Genomic DNA, 18,914 nt, shown 5'->3' with positions numbered 1-18,914 from the left:
TTAGAGACTTTAGAAATCCAAGCGCTAGGTGCAGAACGTAAAATTAGAGAAAATCCCATATTGTCACTTAGGGAAAAATTCGACAGTTTGAACGCGATTAACACCGCATTTTGTCAGCGCGAGCGCGAACTGATGGGATATTCTTAGGCGTTGGTTCTAAGGACTATAGGTGCCAAATGCAATGCTAAAAATGCAACGCTTGGGCATAACATGTCATGCCCAGGCGTAGCATTTTTGGCTGAAAAAGTTGGGTGCTCAAGGTCTGTAACATCACAATCCAAAACAAAAAAAGGAGGAGGAAAGGTAAGAACCCCCTCCTTTTATTGCTAGTCTCTCACTTCGTAGGCAAGTACCGCTTTGAACAACGCCGTACCGTTACGGTACTCCACCTCACACAAATCATTCCTGACCAGTGCCAGTGCGACTATCAACGTGAAACAGACGATAGCCAGACTCAAGATGGTGGTGTTTTTCTTCGGCATAACTTGCCCCTCAAAAGTAAAGAGGCTACTATTTGTATTGCTTGATACATAACGTGGCCTCGTTGGTTAATGGATTAACTACGGGGCTTTCGTCTATCTGGCTTTCACAAATCTATGCTCTTGCCAAACAGCCAAGAGCACCCGCGCATAGTCTAACATACATTTTTTTGTCTCTGCCGCCCAAGGGCTAAGTCTCAAGCAATATGTTGTCTATTTCTTCTCTGGTTAAACCCTGTTCCTGTAAATCCCTAATGAACTCGCTCTTTCTTCTTTTTAGCGTCAATTCGTTGTTTACTTTTTCCTTTTTTTTGCTTTCTTTCGTTTTTGCTGACATGACTTGTTTTTCTCCTCCTGAAAGCAAGTGATAGGGATTGAAGCACGAACTCATTTTCTTTCTCATTTGAAATGAAAAAAGGCCACCTCAATAAGGGCAGCCTTTTGGTAAACCGTGTCCCGCCAAAAATTAAGTTGGGTGCTCAAGGTTTGTAACGTTACAATCCAAAACAAAGAGGAGGAAGGATAAGAAATAGTAACCTCCCCCTTTTATTGCTAGTCTCTCACTTCGTAGGCAAGCACCGCTTTGAACAACGCCGTACCGTTACGGTACTCCACCTCACACAAGTCATTCCTGACCAGTGCCAGTGCGACTATCAACGTGAAACACACGATAGCGAGACTTAAAGTAGGTGTTTTTCTTCGGCATAACTTGCCCCTTAAAAGTAAAGAGACTACTATCTGCATTGAGAGATACATCGGCAGCCTCGTTGGTTAATGGATTAACTACGGGGCTTTCGTCTATCTGGCCTTTGCAAATCTATGCTCTTGCCAAACAGCCAAGAGCACCCGCGCATATTCTACCGCAAGTTAAGCTCCTTGTCCGATTTAGCCAAATCGTTGCGCATATTTTACCGCCCGTTTGTAGTCAATGAATTGCTTCCAGTTGTCAGTTGATAGTGGTTGATGCACGCGCTTTTCCTGCAAAATTAATGAAAAAAGCCCTTTGCGGTTAATCACAGTCGTTAATGGATCGACATCAAACCATTTCAAAAAGGCCGTTTTTGCTTGGCTCTTGCCGTTTCCCAGCGTCAAGTTCTCTGGCACTCGCACCAATGCCGCAAATGCAATATCGGCCGTAATATGTGGCTTTGGACAGTGGCCGCACGAGGCTGTGAGCGTAACGTCAATGATTTCCATCTCCTCAATACCAAGGTAAATGGTGTTGCATTTGTCGAGGTGAATTAACCAACGATTCACCGCCTCAGTCATGTGGCGCTTAATCTCACTTTTTGGAAAATCGAAAAATGGCTGTGGTTTGTATCTGCCATAGACAAGCTGTAACGGCATTTCTTTGTCTGCGTCAGCTTCTGGCGGGGTGTCGTTGAGATTGGCTAACCCCTGCGTCAATGCGTGGAGTTCGTTTGCATCAATCAAATATTGATAGTCATCGGAGGCTTTCAAGATGGCATATTGCATGTGAGTCACCATGAATGAGGGTGTGCGCCTTTCTGTTGAAAAGCGCTCACAAGTGGCGGAATTAAGCGGCTGGGCTAGTTTCTTCCGCTTTGCTTAATAGCTCGATATCCATCACACGGCATTTCAGCTTGAACCCTTCGGTTCCGTCCGCTTTTGGGAATGTGTCAATCGTCACATCATCCGCCGTCAGTAATATTCTGCGACCTTTGGTGAGTTTTGGTGCGAGCGTTTCGCCTCGATCTCCCCAGAGTTCAGCTTCTATCCACTGCGTTTTTTTGTTGGCGCCATAGCCCACGCTATAGGCGCATGAAATAGCGGTAACGGCTTTGCCGTTTGGGGTGTAGCGCGGTACTGCGTCTTGTCCGATATTGCAGAGTTTGATAAACATAATTAATCCTCACTTTCGGCTGTTTCTGTGGTTGTTTTGTCGGCCATTCGCGCACTCTCAAAGTGCGGCTTGCCTGCGCGGTCTAGCATCGTTATGGTGCAGTCTGGATAACCCGAACATGACCAAAAGTAGCTGACCTTGCCTTTGATTAACTTGGTTCGTTTCCTTCGAATAAGTCCTTTTTCACAATTCGGGCACTTGTGATTCGACACCGTTAACGGGCGCTTAGGTTTCACGGTCAAGTTAGGCTTGCCGTCATTGTCTGGATACGCTGTTTTGCACTCAGGGTGATTGTTACAGCCCCAAAATACGCCATTGGTGCCCTTGCGTTTACCCAAGTAACCTTTTTTGCATATCGGGCACAGCGTCATGTTGGGGGTGATGGTGATGCCGTTGGTCTTTAGCGCCGCAATCTGTTTTTCGAGATAGTCGTCTAAAGAACTGACAAACTCCTTAACCGTTAGCTTGCCCTCTCTGATTAAGACTTGTTGTTGTGACCAAATCGCTGACGTATCAGGGGCGATGATTTCTTTAGGCAGCACCGCGCAAAACTCTTGCCCTTGCTGGGTGGTTTTCCAAACCTTTTCTTTGTAGCCCTTTTCTTCCTCGATACTGACTAAGCCTATGTTCTCAGCCAGCTTAGTTAAAATCCCTGCCCGTGTTGCTTCGGTGCCGATAGAGCCCGATTCAGCCGCGTTGTTTTTATCCTTCGCTTCAAGGGCTTTTCTGAGTTCAGGATCTTCTATGAATTTAGCGGCGCGAGTCATGGCCGCCAGTAGTGAAGATTCAACAAAATACTTGGGCGGGGTGTTTTTTTTCTTGTCAATGCTGACATTGCCACAGGTTAATGTTTGGCCTTTTTTCATGTTGGCCAAGTCCGCCCCTTCAATCGGCTGGTCAGTTTCAATTTCGCCCTTAAATAGCGTTTCCCAGCCTTGCGACTGCAACACACTTTGCGTTGCGACAAATTCACGTCCGTTGCACTCAATCACTGCGCGGGTTTTGTCTCTGACTGAATCGGCATAAAACAGCGCTATGAAACTGGTGGCTATCAGCTCGTAGATGTTTTTCTCTTTAGGCGTCAGGGTAATGTTTGCCCCTGATTTTTCCGTAGGGATAATCGCGTGGTGAGCGGTGATTTTTTCAGTGTTAAACGCTTTGTGAACAAGGCTTAAATCGGCGTCTTGTACTGATTGAGTGTATTTCGGCATGGTGTCCGCAATTGCGGAGAAAATGTCTCTCGCACCGGCTAAATGTTCATCTGACAAAAAGCGGCAATCAGCGCGGGGGTACGTGGTGAGTTTGTGGGTTTCGTACAGGCTTTGCACTGTTTCTAGTGTTTCGTCAGCGCTGTAACCCCATTTTTTCGCGCAGGTTTGTTGTAGTGTTGACAGGTTATACGGCTGCGGCGCGGCCTTGCTTTCCTGCTTGGTGCTCAGTTCTTTGATGATAGCGCTTTGTTGCTCGCAATCTTGCTGTACCCGCTTTGCGTTAGCTTCGTCAATAATGCGGTTTTTCTCGTCCACAATATCACTATCAGAGGGTTGGTATTTGGCCTTGAGTGCGCCTGCATCACTGCTTAGACTCACCATTGCATCGTAATAAAAGCTCTCAATGTGGCTTTGGTTTGCCAGCGTTCGGCTGTTAATCAGTCCGAGCACTGCGCTTTGTACCCGTCCCACGTTTAGTACGCCATCAAAGCCCTGTTTACGGCCTTGCAGGGTAAAGCCCCTTGTCAGGTTGTAGCCGAATACTTGATCGCCAATGGAACGCGCTAGCGCACTGTGGCCTAAGTGCTCAAACTCACTATTGGGTTTCAAGTTAGCTAAGGCTTTTTGTACTGGCTTTAAGTTCAAGTCCGCAATCAATACCCGTTTCACGGGCTTAGTGTTATTGGCGTACAGCAAAATCTCGTCAACTAAAAGCTGTCCTTCTTCGTCAGCGTCCCCCGCGTGGACGATTTCATCCGCCTGTTTAATCAATGAAAAAATGACGTCTAAGCGTTGTTTAGCGTCTTCTTTGGGTTTGAGCTTTGGCGGATAGACTGCCTTAATCGGCAAGTCATCCATTGACCATTTTTGAAGGTTTTCATCGTAATCTTCGGGATCGAACAGTTCGAGCATGTGACCAAAACAGGATGTCACTTTGTTGTCGCCAATCTCAAAGTAACCGTTGGTCATTTTTGCATTGGGATTACCGCCTAAGCCTTCAAAAATGGCTTGGGCGAGTGAGGGCTTTTCTGCAAAAAATACGCGCATGATATTGTTCCTTATTGGCTGTAAGCGTTGCCGTTGCGGTCGTAATAGTAGATGTCGCCGTAGGGCTGGCCGTTCATCAGAGTTTGCACATAATTAATGGTTGATTCGCAGCCTATAGGTGTGCGTTTGCCGTAGTCGTCCGTGTCACATGAGGTATCTTTCGCGATGTAGGTAGGGATAAATTCTTCTTGGCGGCAGTATTTGTGGCCGTCATTGTTCGTGTCCCAATCGGTGCATTCCATGTGTGCAGGGACATAAGCAGCAATGCCCGTTTTAGCGTCCATTTGCGTGTCGTCTGCCGTGGGAATGTCAGGGCTAGAAATCATGCACGATACAAGATCGGGTAGCGGAGGCTTGAATTTTTTGATGCGCTCAACAAAAGCCGATTTTGCATCTGAGCAGCCGCTGGGGAAGCCCATCGGCAAGCACAGCCAAATTGAACACGCGCGTTCGTCAACGGCAAAGGCGGTTGAGGGGAGGATTGCAGGCGCAAGCAGCGCCAGCGCCAAAAAAGGAGCGGTGATTTTTTTCATGGATTGTCTCAATATGAAAAGGCGCAATACTGCGCCTGTTTAGAAGGGGTTTGGTGGTGCTAGCCTTGGTTAACGAATGATGTTGACCTGTTGAATGACCTTCCTCGATGTATCGGGACGGTCAAAATGATAGGTCAGCCCCCAATACAGTGTATTGACGTCCGTGTTTTCAAATGAATTGATAGCAATCCCTTTTTTTAGGTCGATACCAAGTTGCGTTGATACTCGCGGGGTAATTGCATAACTCGCCCCAATGCCTAAGTTGCCTTTGAGTTGCTGAGAAACGTCACCGCTTAATGCGCTGACGCCGCCAAGCGTAGCGTAAAGGCTAAGGCGTTCAGTTAGGGGTTTGGTGAGTTTTACACCCATTTGAGCGAATGAAATATTTTCACCGTCTATGACCGAAATGCCCCCTATACCGCCATAAATGGCCGCATATTGGTTGATGTCGTAACCGAGTTTGACTTGGCCGTGATAGCCGTCATCGGCGGTGTTGGTGTCGATACTGGCCTTGCCAATATCCGCCCCTATCCAAACCATATCGTCTTTGCGGTAGTCTGGGCTGAGCGGGATGGTGTCGGTTGCCAGTGCCGATGTGGAAAGGCTGGCAAGCGCGGCCATGAGTAATAACTGTTTCATTGGTGTTTTCCTTTAGGCTTATTTTTACAGAAGGGGGATGGTGGGGACGTTTGCTTTTGAGTATTCGACCCTCGCGTTAAACTCTGGCTCTTCAAAATAAATGATTTTGTCCATGATAAACGCGCGTTGGTTTTCCTTGAGTAGCAGCGTTTTTAAACTGATATCGACAGTGGGGTGTTTCTCAGCGCTTAATGCGACTATTTCGTCAGGGAGCATTAACGGACGGCGTTGTAGTGATGTGCTGCGCCCACGGCTCATATGTTTACCGCGACTGATAGACTCGCCTTGTACCTTCACCGTTTTGGTGCCCAGCGTTTCCGATATTTGCTTGACTCGCTCTGTGACCGATTTAGGCGGGTAAATGACCTCTGCCACAAGGTTAGCGGTGATGTTTTTCGCACCCTCTTTGCCGTACAAATGCTTATCTTCAAGCTGTGAAATATCTTGATAGATAAACATGTAACGCAAGTTGTACTGACGGGTAAAACCGATACTTTCTTTAATTTGGTTCACGCGTCCAAGGGCGGGAAACTCGTCCAGTAGCAATAAGCATTGATGCGTCAGCGTGGGGTCAAGCTCTGGAATGACGCGGGTGTTTTCGTTAATCAACTGCTCAAAGAACAAATTCAGCAAGCCTTGGAAGCGGGATTTATTCGGGGGCATCACCCCGACATAAATTGTCATGCCTTTTCTGCGCACGTCGCGAAAATCAAAATCGTTACCGCTGACGGCTTTGGCGACCAGTTGATCGCTGTATATCGCTAGCGGGGCGTTGAAGTTCGCTAAAATAGAGCCTTGGGTTTCGTCAGGGAAGCTTAGGAACGTATTAAACTCCCTTGCGCAATCTGCGCTAATGTAGTCTTGGGCGATTTCTCGCTTCATCCATGCGCCTAATCCGCCCTCAACCCCCACGAGCGACAGTAAATAGGGCAGTGTTGGGGTGTTGTTGGTTACTTTTTCCGTGTCCAGCATCCACAGTGACAAGCCGAGAAACAGCTTGCCAGAACTAGCAGGCCAAATATCCGCTTTGCCGTCCCCAGTGAGGGGATAAAGCGAGTTAGACAGAATGAGCAAATCGCCTACACGGTAATCCGCGTTTCGCCTAACGTAGTGGAAGGGGTTCCAGCGGTGTGAGCGTAAAATACCTTTTTGGCGGTCAGCTTCGCTTGTCGCGTAACCGTCAGGGGCAAACAAGAAAACTTCTTGCCCTTGCGACTGGCGATAACCTGCGGTTTTAAAGAAGTTTTCCAGTTTGATATCCGTGTTCACCACTGAACCCGAATAATTCACCATGTTCGGCAGTACAATCCCGACCCCTTTACCTGCGCCCGTGGGGGCGGATACACCGACAAAGGTTTGACCGTCTAGCTCGACAAACTTCCCCTTAAATCGCCCCTTGGGCATCTTGCCCAGGAGCAAAGTAGGATACTTGCGTTTAAGGGGGAATAAGCCCGATTTTGCCAGCTCCATATCGTTTGCAAAGCGGGCGCTACCGTGAATTTCTTCCTTTTCTTGCATGGCGATAGCGATTGCTATTGTCATGCCAAGGGGAAGTAAACTGACTAAAACACTTATCGCGAGTGCGCCTTGTAAATAAGGCGTTAGGGCGGTGTCATCTTGATAGGCTTGCCAGTTAGTGACAAGTGAATCAAGTCTCAAGTGTTCAAGCGGGATACTTGTTAGGTTAAAAAAAAGGGCAGCCCCTGCAAGCTGCCCCAACACCATAAATACGAGGGTGAAGATAATGAATATGACCCCCATTCCTATTTTTTTCTTGGCGGTTAATGCCATTGACTTTCTCCTTACACCTCACTCATTAAGCGATTTTTTAGCGCGGGTTCAAAGTACAGCTCAGTAAGGTGTGTGTGCTTGTAAAACGCGATAATGTCGATACTGGTGTTGATGGTGCGCAAAATATGGCTGTATTCCAGTCCTTGCCCTACCTCAGATTGTTTGACCAACCCTGCCAGTCGTGCGGGAGTGCTGCGGCAATCGTTGGCGTGAATGGAGGTGATTGACCCCTCGTGACCCGTGTTAAGCATTTCTAAGTACGTCCATGCTTCATCACCGCGCAGTTCGGCCAATAAAATGTGGTCGGGCTTCATGCGCATTGAGGCTTCAATGATTTCCATTGGACTCAAGCCGCCCTTCTTATAAAACAAGTGCAAGTGGTTAGGGTGGTGCGGCAAGTCCAGTTCATGCACATCTTCAATGGTGAAAAGGCGCTTTTGCGGTAGATACTGGTCAACCATGGCTTTCATCACCGTGGTCTTGCCGCTGCCTGTCCCGCCCACTAACAAAATGTTTTTGTTAGTCTGCACCGCGACTTTAAAAAAGTTCACCATGTCGCCCGTGGCTTTAAGTCGTAGCAGTTCGGCTTGAGAGGCGGTTAACGCTACCTTGCCCGTTTGCATGGCGGTGTAGTTATCAAAGCGGCCAGAGTTAGCATAATCTTCTAACGAAAACCGCGCCGTGGACGGCTTTCGAAATGTCATGCTCACAATCCCCGCCTCTGTCGCGGGAGGCACCGCGACTTGCCCTCGCTCGCCGTCTGGCAATATCACTGAGGCAATTGGGTTACTGGCATCGAGCGGGACGGTTAATCCCGCATACACTGCTAACGATTTCGCTAACTCCATGCACAGTGCAAAACTCAAGTTAGGTAAAGGCTGCGTTTCCCATCCGTTACCACGGTCAAACCAGACTTGAAAGGGGTTGTTAATCGCAACTTCCGTCAATCCTTGAAGGTCAAGAATGGGTTGCAAGCCTGCGAGCGCGAGTTGATCGCGCACCGTGGTTGACGCATCAAACAAATGACTATTCATTTGCCGCGTCCTCAAACTGATAAACAGACGACATATCGATATCGCGAGCAATCAAGATATTGATGCGCTGTCCAATGTAGGAGTAACCCGTGGGGGCAATGTTAATGCTCGCCTCCAGTGCTTTAGAGGCCATATCACTGGCGTTTTTGGTGGAGTTGTCAAACTGGACTTCACTGTCTTTGCTGGCGCTCGCGCTTAATGCGCCCAGCGCATCATCGACAAAGCTGAGTAAAATCGCACCGCCGAAACGCTCAGCAAAATGATTATCAACCCATGCTTCGTGACCCGATGCACCCAGTGCGCCCGTGCCGAGTGAGTCAATCCGAATAGACACGCCTTTAGGTGTTTCAATATCTGCCCAGTTAGTGAAAATCCGCGCTTTGCCTAACTCCATAGCGACCTTTTGCGTGCCGCTCACCATTGAGCCGCGCTCAACTAATAAGGCCGCGCCGTTGGCGCTGTAAATGTCTTGCGTTACGCGGCACGTTACGAATCCTTCATAGTCTGAAATGATTTGCGTATACAGCGCACACGGAATAGCGGTGCCATGGATAAGCAAGAAATCCAACGCACCGGCTTTCCTGAGTGCGACCGAACCGTCAGCAAAAGAGGAAGCATTAAAGCGGTTATCGTACTCACGCTTTGGCGTACCTGCGGCTTTTTCGCCTGCATAGTTAACCATCACTGAGCCACTGAGTTTGCGCTGCTCTGGCGTGGGCGGGGCGTTTTTGTTGCCGCCTGAGTTGTTGTTACTACCGCTTCTTGTCACTACGGGCTTGGGTTGAGGGGGCGGTGGAGGCGTATCGGTCGTGCGGGTGACGGTGTGAGGTTTCGCGTTAGCTTCTTCTTCGGCTTTTTTTCTGGCCGCTTCTGCTTTGGCAAGCCTTGAGGCTTCGGCTTGTTTCTTCTGTTCAGCCTCAAGCGCCAATGCCGCAAACACCTTTTCACCATCAAGATTGTTCGCCTCTAGTCCTGCGGTGTAATGACTTTCATCGGGCGCGATTTCAATCACTGCCTCTGGCTCTGTCGCATTGAAATACGCCATGAGCAGTGCGGCAGTGCCTACCAATACCGCCATTAATATCCCTATTAACATCAAAATTTTTTTCCCTTTTGATAGTGCGCCTCCGACATTCAGCCCTGCTCTGTCCTGTTGGGTGTCGGCCACATTTTTAAAATCAGTCATATTTCAGCCCTCGCGTGGCATCTAAGCTGGTCGCTTTGCTGTTGTAACCACTTGATAGTGCATCGTCAGAGCGCAGCCCTAACACCTGCTTACCAAGGCGTAAGCGAAACTCTTTTGAAATGCCCTGCAAAATCATGGTGTCCTTTTCTATGTGATAGTTAATCAATGACTCACTGCCGTCTGCGGCCACTTGGTAAGCCACGGGCAACTCCGCATTTTTAGCGAACTTCAAACAGGTAAAGCGACCGTCATCCCACATGTGAGACGGGGCTAAGGCGTTATCGCCCCACTTGCCATATCTGAAATTAGCCACCCCATCAAAGCAGGGAATATCTGGCTTTTTGTCGTTACTGGTTTTGGGCTTGTCATAGGCCAGCTTGACGATATAGTGCGGGTAATCACTGGTTTCGAGTTGAAACGAGTAAGTGCGGCCTTTGCTGGTCGTGATAATCAAATTGGTGTCAGGCTTTTTCGCAATGGGCTTTAAGAAAATATTGTTACCCCGTACATCAATTCCCCATGCTTGCGCATCCCCGATGCCCATCCCCGCCTCTGGCGCGGAAATGTGCTCTCCTTGCTCAAACTGGATGAGTGTTGAAACGCCGATTTTGGTTTGCACCTTAATCACGTTCTCAGGGTTATATTTCGTCAGCGTAATGCGCGAGTCATAAGACTGCGGCGAGGGGTTAATGGCGGCAGTGGCAACGCCTGCAGGGACGCTACACGTAAGTGCTAACCAGATAAGCTTTTTTTTCATCATTTGGTTAAATTCCTGTCTTCGCGATAAGACGTTACGCGAAAACCAAGCGGGTTAATGCGGCGCTCTTTTTCGGTTTTTACGTTGCCGTTGTAGTCAAATGTGACCGTGGCTGTCCATGTTGTAGGCTGTGAACCTATGGCCTCCACGCCCTCACTGTTTTCAACAATGCGCGTAAAGCGCACCTGTGCCAGCGTTTGCTCTTTCGAGGTGGCAGGTAAAAACGCGATGCCCTGCACATTGATTTTGATTACTTTGTTTTCGCCGAATGTTTTAGCGGGTGAATTGGCACCTGTGATATAGCCAGAATAAGCCCCGAACACTTGGCGGTTACTCATTAGCTTCACGCTGTTGTAACTGTTTTGTACCGTTTCCCATTCGTAGCCGTTACGCTCAATGATGAAACGATTAAGCCAGTATTTATCCAATACTTCGCCGTAAGTGATGCTCTTTGCGTCTGCAAGCGGCCTGACCATTTCAGTGTGACCCGTCGCGTTGTCTACCCGTAACAAATACGGCTCAACTTGCTTAAGGGGCATCATCATTGCTACGGCTGCCACGGCTGCAAGCGCCACGACACCGAATCCCGTTGCCACTTTCCACGCCGTTTTGGCTGATTGTTTTGCAAGGTTAATGCGGTCTTCTTCAAAGCCGCGCATTTGCGCTAAATAATTGTCAGTGGCTTTGTTATCGTCCGTAGACGGGCGCGTTGACGCGCTGCGCTTGTTGTCTTCAAGCGCACTATCAATAGTGTTTTCCATTGGGGGTATCTCTGAGTTAAAGCAAGGAAGGGGTTGAAAATGTCACCATTTCAAATGGGGTTTAAAGGGCTACTTCAAGTCGTTAATGTTCACCTCGTCAGGGTTAACGGGCATATATCGCCCCGTAGGTTCAGGGGGCGGCGGTGGATTTGACGAGCAAGCGGTTAGCCCTATCGCAACGATAAGGAAAAAGAAGGTTTTCATAATGTGTCCTAGCGAAAAGAGTGACGTTGAGAAAGTCAGAAGTGATTTAAGTATTTTAATTATTTGAAGTATTTAAAGTATTTGAAGTATTTGAAATGTGTGATTCGTCCCCATGCTTTAGCCAGTTCGGGTCAACACTAAAGTAAGCAGCTAATTGATCTAGCTGTTTAAATGTGGGTTCTTCTTTGCCCGCGAACCAGTTAGCGACTGTTGATCCTTTTGGACACCCAAGCGCTTCTGCGCCTTGACTGGACATGATTTCTTCAGCGAGGATTGGATTCATTTTCTTTAGCAGTGTTAATCGCGGATTAATATTGTGACGGGTTGTGCTATCGGGATAAGCGCTTATGCCTGTCCACATCGCTAATGCGTACCTTGCCTCTGCCTCAGTTGATCGTTCGTTTAGTGTAGCGCGTTCCTTTAGCGCATCGATTATTTCAATTTTCACGTTTCGTATAGTTAATCGTCCAGACATAGTTTTATCCTTTGCTGGCAAGGTGATTTAAGTATTTTAAATATTTGAAGTATTCGAAATGAATTGGCGCTGCATTGCAGCGGGATAGATTTTCGCTATCGAGGCTCGGGCAAGCCCTCAGCACGAAAGCAAAAAGCTATCACCAATTAACCAGGCTTAATGGTGCCTTTTCTGAGATTCATTGCCCATTGTCCTGCGGCTTTAGCGCCTTTGTAACCCGCTTTTGCACCCATCGCGCTGCCTGTACCTGCTCCCTTCATCGTGCGACCTAAGCCGCCCATAGCGCCCATTGCACCGCCTACCAAGCCGTTGATTCCTATGCCGCCGCTCAAGGTTGAGCAGAACGTGGGGATTTGAACTGAAAGTAGGATTAATGCGAAATAGATGATTGCTGACATCACAAAGGTAAAGATATTTAAATTGCTCTCAAAAATGGTCACCTGTAGCACTTGCGTGAAAATCGTAAATGCTAATGGATACATGATCGATAACAGCGTGTAGTTAAAGCATTGGCCTGTCCATGCTTGGAAGAACGAGCGTGTGGACGGGAAGAACGCCAGCATGATAAACAATGGCCCGATGATAAGTAGAAAGCCCACCATGACTTTTGCGACCAATAAATACGCTGTCGATACCGCTAAAAAAGGGATGCAGCCAATGAAGTTTAAAATCAGAAATGAAATTTCTTGGATTGCAGTTAGCCAAGTTTTTGGTTCCCACAAATCTATACTCATCTGATCCCAAATATCGTTATAGGTGGTAATCATATTATCAAACATGACTTGCAGCGATCCCGCGCCGCCCCCTGATGCACTTCCTAATAATGCTTGGGCGATTTGATCTCCTGAGCCGAGCACCGCAGGCACGATATTCGTTAAATACCATTGGGTGTTGAGGGCGATAAAGGTCACCGCCGCCAAGCTACCAATGAATTTCATTGATTCCATGACAAGGAGGTTTTGTTGGTCGTACAAGGATTGGTAAGCGAGGTAAATAGCGTACAAAATCACACAGGCACCGAGAAGCGGGGTAATGGTTGACGTAAACACGCCAACCATTGAGCCTATGTTTCTTGTGACGATATTATCTATAAAAGTAAATAACGTCTCAAACATCACGACTCCTTAGTTATTTGCGCGGAATACCTTCGTTGCTATATTTTCTCATTTTTTCTTCAGCGGCTTCTTTAACAAGCAATCTCCTTGCCGCTTCGGCATTTTTGCAATTAACCGTGTCTTTGCGGTCAGCACTTTCATTGCACCATGCTAGCTTGGTTTCTCGCTCTGCATCGTTGGCCTTGTAGTGACTGACCTCAAGCGTGGGCTCTGATGGACTACAAGCACTGAGTAAACCGATTAAACCCATTAATCCGAGTGTTTTCTTCATCATTAGTTAAAGCCTCGTAGTAATGGGTTTGATGCCGTGGTTGCAGTGCCTTTGCCGCGAGTGATGCGTTTTAACGTGCCGTCTTTTTTGAACTCTAAGACGACTTTTTCGTTTTTGTTGGGGGCGATATGGTTAATCTCGGTGTAGTTGTAGCTGTATATCGTCAAGTCACCGACTTGCTTCATATCGCTTGGTGCGCCAAAGGCGTTTTTGACGTCCTCTGTGGTCGTTTTACCCACAATCAGCGTCTTTTCGACTTCTGGTGAAATGTACGTGCCGTCTTTGTATGCCATAAATCCAGCACAGCCCGATAAACTCACCACTAACGCGACTGCTAAAATACTGACTTTCATTGTTACGTCCTTTTTAATTGATTATTGACTGCGCGGGAAACCTTCGTTGTTCCACTTACGCATTTTTTCTTCTGCGGCAGCGGCTACTTCAAATCGCCGTTGCTGTTCCATCAAGCTATTTAGTGATGCCATCATTTGCGCATCGTTTTGCAATTGTGTTTGCTCAAAGCGAAGGCTATTTGCAATGTCCTCTTTTTTTGCTGGCGTGGTTGCCGTGGCAAATTCGTTTAAGAGGTCGGTCATTTTTTTGTTGCGTGCAACTGACGAATTATAAAACCTTTTTTGTGCGCTGTACTGGCGCAACTTATCATCATAGATTTTTTGTTTCTTGGGATCGTCTGAAAATAAGTAAAATTCCTCCCTTAACTCGGCAATATCCTCTACGTCATCGTAGATTTTTTTCCAATCGCTTAACGCCATGAATTTATTGGCGTTCGGGTCATTGAGTACCTTTTCTACATCAAAGTGACCGTCCACCATATCCTTGTAATGGGTGCCCTGTTGTTTCATTTGATTGAGGCGGTTGCGAGCTTCAAGAATGTTTTCTTTGAACTCATTAGCTCTTATTGCCCCCTCGGTAATCATTTGCGTCAGGGAGCCAATATCAATAACGGGGATACCCGCATTTGCGGCAAAGGGCGCAGTGAGACAGCCGATTAATAGTATTTTTTTCACGTTAATGTTCCTCTTTTGTTTTTCTGAAATGAGCTTGCATGACGGGTATCCAGTCGTCGGGGTTGTCACCGACTTCTGCACGTATTTTTTCACATAATGCAATGACGGCATCATCACCCGAAATAATGGGGATAAAGTCGTCAAAGCCATGTAAATCAAACTTGGCAAAGCAGCTATTGTTTGATTGCTTTACTAGGAACGTGCGTGAGTCCTTGCTAAGCGCTTGTAGTAATGCGAACTCTTTTTCCGTTACGTTGCACTTCTTGTATTCATCAAAAGACGAATCAGGGTTTGGTAAATACAATTTTGTTGCGGTTTGCTGGACAATGGCCGCGAATATTTCGCAGTTAATCGCATCCTCTGGCGATTGAGAGCTTAAAATCATAAACTCATTTTTCAGACGCCCCGCTTTTAGGATGCCCTTCATTAATGCTTGCGTTAACGGATAGTTTGCTGGCATCCAAAATTCTTCAACAATGGTCAGCATCAAGCGCCCTTCTTTTTGCATCAAGGACTTGAGGTAGAACAGCACCGCGAGGACTGGCTCGCTGGCGGGGTGGCCTTTACCGCTTGCATCCGCTGTCAGTAGCATGGTTGAGTCAAAGCCTACTCTGTCCATTGTTGCAGGGTTAAATGAATTGATTGGCGCATCGAGGCACCATGCGAATTGGCCGTTTGCACTTCTGCACCATTTGCCAAGGCGCGAGCGCAATATTGGCAACTGGATAGATTGCAATAACAGACTTAATCCGCGTTTTTCAGTATCAAGGCGCATCACGGTATCAATACCGTTTTTGATTTCGGCTTCTTCTAGGTCTGTTACGTTGCCGTCATTGTCAGCCGTCAATCGACACACGAGGCGGTTTAAAAAGCTGCGCAGCGCTGGCGAGTCATCAAGCTGAAACGGATTAAGCCCAGTGTTGATACCTTCCCGAATGACAAAGTATTGCGCCCCAAATGCGCGCATAAATAACTCTGTTGAACGGTTGTAATCAATGGTGAACATTTGCGGGTTAAAGCGGGTTAGGTAGCCTGCCAAAGTGCCCTCTAGGGTTGTTTTCCCCGCGCCCGATGCACCCAGTAACATAGTGTGCCCTGCGAGTTTTTGACCATGTACATTTTTCAGGGGGTCTGAGGCGTGGCAATTAAGGTAATAAAGCGTATCTGAAACGGTTTTTAACGGCATGACTGCGTTACCGTCCCCGATGGGGTTGCCTGTTTTTTTGCCTTCGGAATAGTTGTGTAGCGAGAAAGTACAGGCAAGATTGGTCGTTGTTCGGGGGCTTGGCATGACCCGCTGCGTGGAGGCGGGTAACGTACTCAGAAAGGTGAATTGCGATTTGAGGTTGGCGCGTTTGAGTGTGGTTCCTCGCGACATAAACTCGGCGCTGAGGTCTGCACCTTCTTGAAGTGCCTCCGCTTGTGAATCGGCAAACACGGCTAAGGACAAATGATAATCACCAAAGCTGATTTCACCCGTTGCCACATAATCGCGAGCAGCGGCCAGCTCCGCTAGTTCGTGCTCTGCGTTGTCGCCAGAGGCGACCAAGTTCGCCTGTTTGTCGATGAGTTTTAGGGACTCCATTGATTTCATCAAAATCATCGACTGAGTGACAATGAACTCAGACTGTTGTGTCAGTAAAAAATCCCACATGCCGTTTTTGGTCGTGAGTGGGAAACCATCAAGTTCGAAGAACGTGGCGTACTTTGAGGTGTTTGCTTCCGCATTACGGATTTCTAACATGTCATAACCAAAGTGCCAGTCAGAATGACCTATTGCCTCCACCACTTTGTTACTTGTCAGGGGTATTTCACGCTGATTGTTGTTGAGTAAGAAACTCAAAAACTCAATGTTTTCACAGCGTTTACCGTCATCTTCAATGCTCAAAATGGCGCATGAAAATTGCTTTAATACGGATTTTGCGATTTTGAGCAAGTCTTCAAGCTCGCTTTCTCCTTCGCCTAGCGAGTTTTTGTATTTCAAAACAAACGTCAGGTAATACTCTGTTTTAAAAAAGCGTTTTCCCGCAAATGATGCAATGTATTTGTCAGAAAACGCCTGCATGAACGGCGAATCAAATTGATACGCGGTATCTAATGTGGTTTTGCGCTTAACGATATGCGTCCACACGCCAAGATTGCCGCCGTGTAACTTGGCTAACTGATTCAGTAGCCCTTTAACGGTGTTAAAGGCATTATCCAGTACGGGATCTTTAGCTGACTCAAACGGCATTCCCTTTAATAATAAGGTCGCCATAAGGCGACCATCATCAAGTGCAATCATCGTGCGGTTAATCGGGTGCCCGTATTTGGGCAGCCTATCAACGATTTGAATTGTTTTTAAACCAGTCACGGACATGTTGTTTTCTCCGAATTGCGCTGTGGTCTGTAGATGTGAATGAAGTGATTAGCGATTTGCACTGAACACGCGTTAACGCGCCTTTTACATTCCACCACACTCCATCCATTGCCCGTGAGTCGTCCATGCACGCAATACGTACACAAAACAAAGCGAACGCGAGGATAGTTGGGAAAACCAACCCTGCGCCCACACCCAATAAAATAACGCCGCCAAAGCCTGTGACTAGCATTAGACACAGGAACACGAGCAGCGTAATGATAGGAACCCCAGCAATCAGGGGCTTTCTGGCTAGCACGTTATAGCTAGCGTATTCCTGCGTCTCTTTAGGCATTTGAGATTAACTTCCCCAGATTGACCATGCCCACGATGCTAGCACTATCGAGCCGCCAGCCGCTGCGACCTTGCCGACAGCAATAAACACGTCACCCCAAGTCTGCTTTTCAAGCATGGCTAAAATGATTTGATACACCATATAAACCAGTACACCGACACCAAGAAAGCCGTAGAGCCAAATTTGGAAGGTTTGGACTGCGCTTGTCGCTTCATCCAAACCGCCTGCGGCCATCGCTGGCGCGGATAATGCCATTGCGCCAAAGCACATAAATTGTTTTGCTTTTGTTTTGAGTAATGAAAAGTTCATCATTTTTCCTTGTGAAATGAGCGAAATTGCCCGTCGTTAATGTTTTCAAAAGAGGCATAGCGATACCCCCTTTAAAAACATTAACCTCCTTTATACGAGGTTAATGTGGTTTAAAAGTGTTGTTCCAAATTGTTAAAGAGCGCGGCATATAGCCTGTACATCGTGCTTATCCAGAATCTGGATATGCACAGAGAAATTTTTTTACTTCCTAGGGGCAGCTTCTTCATAACCCCCAACATGTTCAAAGCGTCTAATGTGGTCTGCAAGTCGAAGCGCAGCTTCTATGTGCTTGCTGCGATTTGCTGCTTTTGCCGCCAACGTCAAGCCTTGATTGGTTTCTGCACTCATTTCTAAGTTGATAGAGACCGTTGTTTTTTTCTTGGTTTGCGACATGTGGACTCGCTGGAAGCACTGTATGGATGATCATGGGATGGATGATAAAGCAACAAAATAAGAGTGTAAAGCAAAGTGAAGTAAAAAGTAATTATAAGTCGTAGCTATGTGAACTGCGGATTTTGTTGTATTTGATAAAATTGAAACATGACAGATATTCATAAAAGAATTAAAGAACGCCGAAAAATGTCAAAGCTAACGCAGCAATGTTTAGCTGATCGTCTGCTTTTATCTAAAACAGCAATATCTCAGTGGGAGAGGGGAATAAATAAACCAAGTTCGTCAATTTTATCGGATTTGTGTAAAGTGCTTAATGTAAATGAAGAGTGGTTGTTGACTGGGAAAAATGCGGCGGATTCATCAGCTTATGCTGCATTTATGGTTCCATTCTTTGCTGGAGTTAAGGTAGCTGCTGGTTATGGGTGTATCACAAATGAAACATCCTCGTTGCTATTCCCTGTTCCTAGGTGTGCAATAAAATTACAATCAAATTTAAATGAGATCTGTTGTTTTGTGGCATCAGGAAATTCTATGAATCCGATTTTACTTGACGGCTCTGTAGTAGCTGTAAATCAGGCAGATACAGCAATAAGGGATGGGAAAATGTATGTTATTCGACAGGGAGATTTGCTAAGAGTTAAGCTTTTGAGTCGTTTCCCGAACGAATTACATGTACAAAGTGCAAATCCAGCATATCCTACTGAGGTATATGTAAATGACGAAATAAACAACATTCAAGTGATTGGCCATGTTTTTTGGTATTCTTCGGTTTCATTTTAGTAATTAAAAAGAAAAGAAAAGAAAAGTGGCATTAGGATCATTTTTTAGTATAATTTAACTATCTTTTGATTCGTGAGAGTGCGCTATAAAGCACGCTACTATAAAATTTACGTTTTATAGTGTATTTTTTCAAAAGTAGAATGTGTTAGACCTCCAATCTAACTATATAGCATTCGACAAAAAAGCCGACTTACCGAATGGGTCGGCTTTTTTGTACCTAAAATTCAATGAAATGAAAGATCGTTGATCTTTGCGATCATTTCATTTAGAGTGATCCGCAATGTTTGGCGTGGAAACCAAACAATCCTAAAACATTCGGAATCATAAAAAATGCCTAATTTGTT

At 46.6% G+C, this 18,914-nt stretch carries 23 protein-coding genes; 1 reads left to right on the top strand and 22 read right to left on the bottom strand.

Annotated features, from left to right (window positions below):
- Positions 1-326 precede the first annotated feature (326 nt).
- From NE536_RS20365 to NE536_RS20260, 22 genes are all read right to left on the bottom strand, one after another.
- A complete protein-coding gene (locus NE536_RS20365; RefSeq protein ID WP_261273856.1) occupies positions 327-482 on the bottom strand; it encodes a Hok/Gef family protein in 156 nt (51 codons plus the stop codon).
- A 187-nt stretch (positions 483-669) separates the two neighbouring features.
- Entirely contained in the window at positions 670-816 is a 147-nt protein-coding gene (locus tag NE536_RS20360; protein WP_261273855.1) for a hypothetical protein, read from the bottom strand.
- Positions 817-1,031: 215 nt separating this feature from the next.
- Positions 1,032-1,223 carry a Hok/Gef family protein gene (locus NE536_RS20355; RefSeq protein ID WP_261273854.1) on the bottom strand — a complete coding sequence of 64 codons (192 nt, stop codon included), beginning with the start codon at positions 1,221-1,223 and terminating at the stop codon, positions 1,032-1,034.
- Between the two features lie 141 nt (positions 1,224-1,364).
- Positions 1,365-1,955, bottom strand: a complete 591-nt coding sequence (locus tag NE536_RS20350; RefSeq protein WP_261273853.1) for a hypothetical protein — start codon at positions 1,953-1,955, stop codon at positions 1,365-1,367.
- A gap of 61 nt (positions 1,956-2,016) precedes the next feature.
- Positions 2,017-2,343 carry a single-stranded DNA-binding protein gene (locus NE536_RS20345; protein WP_261273852.1) on the bottom strand — a complete coding sequence of 109 codons (327 nt, stop codon included), beginning with the start codon at positions 2,341-2,343 and terminating at the stop codon, positions 2,017-2,019.
- Positions 2,344-2,345: 2 nt separating this feature from the next.
- Positions 2,346-4,601: a DNA topoisomerase 3 gene (locus tag NE536_RS20340; RefSeq protein WP_261273851.1), complete on the bottom strand. Its 2,256-nt coding sequence runs from the start codon at positions 4,599-4,601 to the stop codon at positions 2,346-2,348.
- An 11-nt stretch (positions 4,602-4,612) separates the two neighbouring features.
- On the bottom strand, positions 4,613-5,134 hold the full coding sequence (locus NE536_RS20335) for a hypothetical protein (protein WP_261273850.1): 522 nt from the start codon (positions 5,132-5,134) through the stop codon (positions 4,613-4,615).
- Positions 5,135-5,203: 69 nt separating this feature from the next.
- A complete protein-coding gene (locus NE536_RS20330; RefSeq protein WP_261273849.1) occupies positions 5,204-5,773 on the bottom strand; it encodes a porin family protein in 570 nt (189 codons plus the stop codon).
- Positions 5,774-5,797: 24 nt separating this feature from the next.
- Complete coding sequence (locus NE536_RS20325) at positions 5,798-7,564, bottom strand: type IV secretory system conjugative DNA transfer family protein (RefSeq protein ID WP_261273848.1); 1,767 nt, start codon at positions 7,562-7,564, stop codon at positions 5,798-5,800.
- A gap of 11 nt (positions 7,565-7,575) precedes the next feature.
- Complete coding sequence (gene virB11, locus NE536_RS20320; protein ID WP_261273847.1) at positions 7,576-8,598, bottom strand: P-type DNA transfer ATPase VirB11; 1,023 nt, start codon at positions 8,596-8,598, stop codon at positions 7,576-7,578.
- On the bottom strand, positions 8,591-9,784 hold the full coding sequence (virB10, locus tag NE536_RS20315; RefSeq protein ID WP_261273846.1) for a type IV secretion system protein VirB10: 1,194 nt from the start codon (positions 9,782-9,784) through the stop codon (positions 8,591-8,593). The genes virB11 and virB10 overlap by 8 nt, the downstream gene beginning before the upstream one ends.
- Positions 9,777-10,544 carry a TrbG/VirB9 family P-type conjugative transfer protein gene (locus NE536_RS20310; RefSeq protein WP_261273845.1) on the bottom strand — a complete coding sequence of 256 codons (768 nt, stop codon included), beginning with the start codon at positions 10,542-10,544 and terminating at the stop codon, positions 9,777-9,779. Before NE536_RS20310 ends, virB10 begins: the two co-directional genes overlap by 8 nt.
- Positions 10,541-11,302, bottom strand: coding sequence for a VirB8 family type IV secretion system protein (locus NE536_RS20305; protein WP_261273844.1), 762 nt, complete (start codon positions 11,300-11,302; stop codon positions 10,541-10,543). Before NE536_RS20305 ends, NE536_RS20310 begins: the two co-directional genes overlap by 4 nt.
- A 69-nt stretch (positions 11,303-11,371) precedes the next feature.
- Positions 11,372-11,506, bottom strand: coding sequence for a hypothetical protein (locus NE536_RS20300; protein ID WP_261273843.1), 135 nt, complete (start codon positions 11,504-11,506; stop codon positions 11,372-11,374).
- Positions 11,507-11,561: 55 nt separating this feature from the next.
- Positions 11,562-11,981 (bottom strand): FitA-like ribbon-helix-helix domain-containing protein, encoded by a 420-nt coding sequence (locus NE536_RS20295; RefSeq protein WP_261273842.1) that lies wholly within the window; start codon positions 11,979-11,981, stop codon positions 11,562-11,564.
- Between the two features lie 146 nt (positions 11,982-12,127).
- Positions 12,128-13,096, bottom strand: coding sequence for a TrbL/VirB6 family protein (locus NE536_RS20290; protein WP_261273841.1), 969 nt, complete (start codon positions 13,094-13,096; stop codon positions 12,128-12,130).
- 13 nt (positions 13,097-13,109) lie between these two features.
- Positions 13,110-13,370 carry an EexN family lipoprotein gene (locus tag NE536_RS20285; protein ID WP_261273840.1) on the bottom strand — a complete coding sequence of 87 codons (261 nt, stop codon included), beginning with the start codon at positions 13,368-13,370 and terminating at the stop codon, positions 13,110-13,112.
- Positions 13,370-13,720 carry an outer membrane protein assembly factor BamE domain-containing protein gene (gene bamE / locus NE536_RS20280; RefSeq protein WP_261273839.1) on the bottom strand — a complete coding sequence of 117 codons (351 nt, stop codon included), beginning with the start codon at positions 13,718-13,720 and terminating at the stop codon, positions 13,370-13,372. The genes NE536_RS20285 and bamE overlap by 1 nt, the downstream gene beginning before the upstream one ends.
- A gap of 21 nt (positions 13,721-13,741) precedes the next feature.
- Positions 13,742-14,395, bottom strand: coding sequence for a type IV secretion system protein (locus tag NE536_RS20275; RefSeq protein ID WP_261273838.1), 654 nt, complete (start codon positions 14,393-14,395; stop codon positions 13,742-13,744).
- 1 nt (position 14,396) lies between these two features.
- Positions 14,397-16,754 (bottom strand): VirB4 family type IV secretion/conjugal transfer ATPase, encoded by a 2,358-nt coding sequence (locus NE536_RS20270; protein ID WP_261273837.1) that lies wholly within the window; start codon positions 16,752-16,754, stop codon positions 14,397-14,399.
- 340 nt (positions 16,755-17,094) lie between these two features.
- Positions 17,095-17,397, bottom strand: coding sequence for a hypothetical protein (locus tag NE536_RS20265; protein ID WP_261273836.1), 303 nt, complete (start codon positions 17,395-17,397; stop codon positions 17,095-17,097).
- Between the two features lie 201 nt (positions 17,398-17,598).
- Entirely contained in the window at positions 17,599-17,790 is a 192-nt protein-coding gene (locus tag NE536_RS20260) for a TraY domain-containing protein (protein ID WP_261273835.1), read from the bottom strand.
- Between the two features lie 147 nt (positions 17,791-17,937).
- Here NE536_RS20260 and NE536_RS20255 point away from each other — a divergent pair, with 147 nt between their 5' ends.
- Positions 17,938-18,570 (top strand): XRE family transcriptional regulator, encoded by a 633-nt coding sequence (locus NE536_RS20255; protein ID WP_261273834.1) that lies wholly within the window; start codon positions 17,938-17,940, stop codon positions 18,568-18,570.
- Positions 18,571-18,914: the final 344 nt, after the last annotated feature.

The organism is Shewanella septentrionalis (assembly GCF_025370265.1).
GTDB lineage: Bacteria > Pseudomonadota > Gammaproteobacteria > Enterobacterales > Shewanellaceae > Shewanella > Shewanella hafniensis.
The sequence above is the reverse complement of the archived record's forward strand: the minus strand, read 5'-3'. Positions and strand labels throughout refer to the sequence as shown.